The organism is Phormidesmis priestleyi BC1401, from assembly GCF_001650195.1.
Taxonomy (GTDB): domain Bacteria; phylum Cyanobacteriota; class Cyanobacteriia; order Leptolyngbyales; family Leptolyngbyaceae; genus Phormidesmis_A; species Phormidesmis_A priestleyi_B.
In genome coordinates, this window is the sequence record NZ_LXYR01000051.1 from 26,395 (window position 1) to 32,824 (window position 6,430).

At 47.6% G+C, this 6,430-nt stretch carries 4 protein-coding genes and 1 CRISPR repeat array; all 4 genes read left to right on the forward strand.

Annotated elements, in window-relative coordinates; all coding sequences use genetic code 11:
• From cas6 to cas2, 4 genes are read left to right on the forward strand one after another with little or no spacing between them, the layout of a single operon-like run.
• The gene (gene cas6, locus A8707_RS20530) at positions 1–816 is read left to right on the forward strand and encodes a CRISPR-associated endoribonuclease Cas6 (RefSeq protein ID WP_068819079.1); all 816 of its coding nucleotides are present in this window, start codon (positions 1–3) and stop codon (positions 814–816) included.
• Positions 813–1,403 (forward strand): CRISPR-associated protein Cas4, encoded by a 591-nt coding sequence (gene cas4 / locus A8707_RS20535; protein WP_068819076.1) that lies wholly within the window; start codon positions 813–815, stop codon positions 1,401–1,403. Before cas6 ends, cas4 begins: the two co-directional genes overlap by 4 nt.
• Before the next feature lie 51 nt (positions 1,404–1,454).
• Positions 1,455–2,459 (forward strand): type I-D CRISPR-associated endonuclease Cas1d, encoded by a 1,005-nt coding sequence (cas1d, locus tag A8707_RS20540; RefSeq protein WP_068819077.1) that lies wholly within the window; start codon positions 1,455–1,457, stop codon positions 2,457–2,459.
• A gap of 4 nt (positions 2,460–2,463) precedes the next feature.
• Positions 2,464–2,736, forward strand: coding sequence for a CRISPR-associated endonuclease Cas2 (gene cas2, locus A8707_RS20545; protein ID WP_068819078.1), 273 nt, complete (start codon positions 2,464–2,466; stop codon positions 2,734–2,736).
• Positions 2,737–2,984: 248 nt separating this feature from the next.
• Positions 2,985–5,770: direct repeats of the CRISPR family, unit length 37 nt; unit sequence GCTTCAACCAACCCAAAACCCTTTCAGGGATTGAAAC.
• The last annotated feature ends 660 nt before the right edge of the window (positions 5,771–6,430 follow it).

The following is a 6,430-nucleotide window of genomic DNA, read 5'->3' on the forward strand; positions in this document are numbered from 1 at the left end:
ATGCCACATAGTTTGATTTTAAATCTGCTGCCCACATCACCGATTCCGCCGGAATATCTAACGGGTAGGCATCTTCATGCCTTGTTTCTGACGGTCGTGAGTTCTGTAGACCAATCCTTAGGAGATCGGCTCCACGAACAAAAGACCGAGAAAGCCTTTACCCTCAGTCCGCTGCAAGTGAGCGATCGTTCCCAGCGCGATCGCACGTTGAAATGGGAATACAAACAGCCGATTCCAGCGGTTACTCCCTGCTGGTGGCGGGTTTCTCTACTCAATGATGCTCTGTTTAGTCATCTGACTCCGCTCTGGCTCAACCTCAACCCATCGCACCCCTGGCATCTCGGTCCAGCCGATTTGCAAATTACTAGCATCCTCGGCACTGCCCAATCTACTCAGCCCTGGGCAAACTTCTGTTCCTACACTCAACTATACGAACAGGCATCTGACAACATTCGTCAACTCACCTTTAGCCTCTGTACACCTGCTACGTTTCGACAGGGTAAATATGATTCTGCACTGCCGACGCGAGAGTGCGTGTTTCAAAGCTTGCTGCATCGCTGGAATCGCTATAGTGGCATGACTTTTCCCGAAACCTTGATTGACTTCTTGTTCCCCAGCTTCTTCGATATCCGCACCGAGCTAGTTAACTACTCCGATAGTAAGTGGGCAGGCTGTGTGGGCACGATCGGCTATCGCATTTTAGGAGATGCGGATGCAGTCGCGATTAAACAACTCAACACCCTGGCAGATTTTGCGCTTTATTCAGGCATCGGACGCAAGACCCCAATGGGGATGGGCATGGTGAGGCGAACATGATAGACGACTACATTCCCATTGCGGCTCTAAACCAATATGCCTATTGCCCCCATCGCTGCTGGCGGATGTTCTGTTTGGGCGGCTTCACCGACAATCAGTACACGATCGAAGGCACGAGTTTACACGATCGCGTTCATACGGTCGGTGAAGTGCAGCGAGAAGAGATTTGGCAAATTCGGGCAGTCTGGTTGAAATCAGAACACCATCGGTTGATTGGCAAATCTGATCTGATTGAAGAAATTGATGACCGTTGGATACCTGTGGAATATAAGCGAGGCAACAAGGGCGAGTTTGGCAATGATGCCCTGCAAGTTTGTGCCCAAGCGCTTTGTATCGAAGAGATGACAGGGAAGCCTGTACCGCTTGGCTATGTCTACTATGCCCATTCTCACCAGCGTCAGCCCGTCGAGATTAATGCTGAACTGAGGCAACAAACGATCGCCACGATCGCTGCCGTTGCTAATATTCTTGATACCGGAGCGATGCCTCCAGCGATTTACAGTCAACGCTGCAAAGGATGCAGTCTCTATCAGCAGTGTTTGCCTAAAGCCGCCGATAAAGTGAGTCGCTATCGAGAAGCCTTGTAGAGAGAACTAGCCAATTCACGATTCAAATTCACTACCCAAACTTCTGGATCTATGGGCACCCTTTACATTACTCAAGATGATGCCTTCATCGGCAAAACCGATGAGCGCTTGACAGTTCGGGCAGATAAGCAGACCTTGCAAGATATTCCCTTAATCAAGCTGAATGGAGTTGTGATCTTGGGACGAGCCACCGTCTCACCTGCGGTTGTCATTGAGTTGCTGGAACGTAAGATTCCCCTGAGTTTTCTCACCAAGATGGGGCGCTACCTGGGACGACTAGAACCAGAGTTAACTAAGAATATCTTTGTGCGAGCGGCTCAATGGAAAGCCGTTGCGCCATCAAAGCAAGCTTCTCATATCGTGCAAGGGTTTGTGCGGGGAAAGCTAAAGAACTATCGCAATGCACTGCTGCGAGGACAGCGCGAGGGGTCAGACCTCGATTTTCAGAAGGCACTGACTCAGTTAGAGCAGGTGATTGCGCCAATTGAAACGACGACTGCAATTGATTCACTCCGTGGTTTAGAAGGTGCTGGGAGTGCCGCTTATTTTGGCAGTTTCGATCGGCTGATTCGAGCCAGCGAGTTTAAGTTTGAAGCGCGTCGCCGCCGTCCCCCGACCGATCCAGTGAATGCTTTACTCAGCCTGGGCTATTCTCTCCTCCGGCATGACCTTCAAAGTGCGGTTAACCTGGTTGGGTTTGACCCTTATCTGGGCTATCTGCATACTCTGCGCTATGGTCGTCCGTCGTTGGCGCTCGATTTAATGGAGGAATTCCGTCCCCTCATTGTCGATGCCGTTGTGCTCAGTGGGTTAAATCGGCGGACGATCGTACTTACCGACTTCATGACAGAACCCTTGAGTGGCGCAGTTTCACTCACCCCAGAAGGACTCCGCACCTTCTTGCGACTGTATGAGCAAAAGAAGCAAGCTAAATTTAAGCATCCTGTGCTGCAAACCCAATGCACATATCAAGAATCGTTTGAGATCCAAGCAAGGCTTTTGGCGAAGTATCTGATGGAAGAAACCGACAAATATCCTCCCTTGGTGCTGAAGTAGCGTTATGTATGTAGTGGTCAGCTATGATATTCCTGAAGACAAGCGCCGAACTAAGATTCACAAGATTCTCAAGTCCTATGGGCAATGGATGCAGTACAGCATTTTTGAATGTGACTTGACTGAAACGCAATATGCCAAGCTACGATCTCGCTTGAGTAACCTGATCAAACCGGAGCAAGACAGCATTCGCTTTTACTTTCTATGTGCTTGTTGTAAAGGCAAAGTGGAGCGTATTGGAGGAGAAGCGCTCCGGGATGAAACGATCTTCTTTGCTTAATGCGCGAGTGGGTAGCTGTTTTTGTCAGAGTTTTTAGAAATGAGCTGGATCACCTTACTGGAGTAGGATGCAGCCTTTTTAGCAAAAGTTCCATCCGCGCAAGTTCCCAAATCCATACGGTCACTACTTTGTCAGCATAAAGCGAAGATGATGTTTTGCCAAGCCAGCTATCGAAGATGCTACAATTCTAAAGATTTGCGCAACCGAACCTTGAAAACAGTATACAGACCGTATTTCAAGCTCCCGCGGCTTCAACCAACCCAAAACCCTTTCAGGGATTGAAACATCTCAGCAAACACACTGGCTAACCACAGCCCGGCTTCAACCAACCCAAAACCCTTTCAGGGATTGAAACATTAGGCAGACAGGTAGACAGACAGCCAGTGAAGGCTTCAACCAACCCAAAACCCTTTCAGGGATTGAAACTACCCAACTCCCGTCCATCCCACACCATTGCGTGAGCTTCAACCAACCCAAAACCCTTTCAGGGATTGAAACCTTGAAGTACCCTAGACGTATAGTTTTTAGCGGTCAGGCTTCAACCAACCCAAAACCCTTTCAGGGATTGAAACAAAAAAGATATGGTACTAGAGCAGAATGGTAACACGCTTCAACCAACCCAAAACCCTTTCAGGGATTGAAACAATAGAGTCACGGCGTTAGCTGTTGCAGGTATCACGCTTCAACCAACCCAAAACCCTTTCAGGGATTGAAACATACTTGCTTGCTAACGATGCAGTCAGCCCCGAATGCTTCAACCAACCCAAAACCCTTTCAGGGATTGAAACAGGAATGGCGAACTCAAAGCCACAACATCAGCCCAGCTTCAACCAACCCAAAACCCTTTCAGGGATTGAAACAGTGAACACGATCGAGATGAGTGAATCCTCATCCGCTTCAACCAACCCAAAACCCTTTCAGGGATTGAAACATCAGCTATGGGACTTCCAGCAAGGATGCACTGAAAGCTTCAACCAACCCAAAACCCTTTCAGGGATTGAAACACAACGGTTGACGGGGTTGAGATGCACAAAACCCGGCTTCAACCAACCCAAAACCCTTTCAGGGATTGAAACATGGGCAGCACTTGAGGCGATACACAAAACGCCTGCTTCAACCAACCCAAAACCCTTTCAGGGATTGAAACAAATCAGCAGCGTTGGAACGTTTCATGGCAATGCCTGCTTCAACCAACCCAAAACCCTTTCAGGGATTGAAACAATCAAGCCTTCTTTTTTGAGCTTATCAACGATCGCGCTTCAACCAACCCAAAACCCTTTCAGGGATTGAAACAACTGCAAACGTCACGTAGGGTTTTGACACAGACGCTTCAACCAACCCAAAACCCTTTCAGGGATTGAAACGTATTTCTTAGCGCTACCCCAAACCCCGCAGGTCTAATCGCTTCAACAAACCCAAAACCCTTTCAGGGATTGAAACTTTGAAAAGCCGATCGTCGATCTAACCCCTAAGGCTTCAACCAACCCAAAACCCTTTCAGGGATTGAAACCACCGATCCACTCACCAACGCTCAATATTCTCTCGCTTCAACCAACCCAAAACCCTTTCAGGGATTGAAACAATTTGAGAGATTGATTGCCCTCGATCGCGCCAATGGCTTCAACCAACCCAAAACCCTTTCAGGGATTGAAACCAGTGTTTGTAATTGCTGCATATTTGCGGACAGGGTGCTTCAACCAACCCAAAACCCTTTCAGGGATTGAAACAAAAACCCCGAAAAGGTTGCGATCAAAGTTAAGGGCTTCAACCAACCCAAAACCCTTTCAGGGATTGAAACAGCCCATTCTCTCGATTCACGAGAATCCTACAACGCTTCAACCAACCCAAAACCCTTTCAGGGATTGAAACAGATTGCTAACACGCCCCAAGGCTTCGATCGCAAGCTTCAACCAACCCAAAACCCTTTCAGGGATTGAAACAGTATGAGCTGTTGCAAGAAGTTGGAGGATTCTACAAGCTTCAACCAACCCAAAACCCTTTCAGGGATTGAAACTGAGTATTGACTTCCTCCTAGCTTCGCTTTATCCGCGCTTCAACCAACCCAAAACCCTTTCAGGGATTGAAACAGAAAATTCTTTAGCGATCGCGCACTCACTCTCCTGGCTTCAACCAACCCAAAACCCTTTCAGGGATTGAAACCTAAGACTTAATAGAGTGCGGAAGCACAGCAGGCGGCACAGTGGCTTCAACCAACCCAAAACCCTTTCAGGGATTGAAACAAGCACTAATCCGTAGCAACCATCGCGATAGGCTTCAACCAACCCAAAACCCTTTCAGGGATTGAAACTAATGATCTGTCTACCGTACAGATCGGGCTTCAAGGCTTCAACCAACCCAAAACCCTTTCAGGGATTGAAACCATGTTTGCTTGGCGATAGTACAGCCTAATTATTGCTTCAACCAACCCAAAACCCTTTCAGGGATTGAAACAAAAAATGCTATCGACTCTTAATCCCGAACAACGGCTTCAACCAACCCAAAACCCTTTCAGGGATTGAAACGCACACCTCCTGTGGCACTGCCTTAATGATTCGCGCTTCAACCAACCCAAAACCCTTTCAGGGATTGAAACTGGATATGCCGCGATGATGAACAATCTCACAAGAGCTTCAACCAACCCAAAACCCTTTCAGGGATTGAAACCGATCGATTGTGGGGACTGGGAGGCAAGGGAGGAAATCAGGCTTCAACCAACCCAAAACCCTTTCAGGGATTGAAACAAATACTGCATCTTTCAATCTCTTCCAGTCGGGAAGCTTCAACCAACCCAAAACCCTTTCAGGGATTGAAACAGAAGTAACGACGGGCGGCGTTAAATTTGCGTGTTGGGCTTCAACCAACCCAAAACCCTTTCAGGGATTGAAACCTAGTCTGCCTGAGAGCGTTAATACCTTTTAAGCCACGGCTTCAACCAACCCAAAACCCTTTCAGGGATTGAAACAAAAGCTTAAGTTGTGTGGGGCGCATCCCAATATTGCTTCAACCAACCCAAAACCCTTTCAGGGATTGAAACCCGATCGCCCTTCTGGTGGTGGCAAGTGGGATAAGGCTTCAACCAACCCAAAACCCTTTCAGCGCGCCTTAGACCATGCGACTGCAAAACTCAACCTCTGCTTCATTCGGCTGATGCTCAAGCGTTTGGCGCATGGCTAGATCTCAAATGGGTTCTATAGAGCAGCAGATGGAGTGGGAAAGAAAACGGTCGTTTTCTTTCCGTCAGTGCAGTTAATCCTGGTTAAAGCCACAATTGGGCTGTTTTCAATTCGGAGCGTTTTTGGGGCAAGCCGTCAAACCAATCGCTAGTCAACCTTTCCGTCAGTTGCAGTTAATCCTGGTTTGAGTGGATGATTGCAAGCTGGTTGCAGTCGAGTTCAGGTTTAGTTGCAATGAATCCTGGTCTGAAAATGTCTTGATTGCAGGTTTGACGATTTATGATTACAGGTCACTACAACTAAGCTTCATCAACTTGCTTTTCTTGAAGACATCAAGTATGGATGGCTGCTTTGTGGTCATGCTTGTTTAGCAGAAACCGAGGTAAACCTCTTGGAAATTCTGTGATCAACACACTTTTTATCGTGATCTTCCAACTTTAGGCTGATGTTCAACGAGATTGTTAAAATCACGCTTAACAAGCATTCTTAAGTGGTTGAGCTTAAGCTTACACAGATGGAAT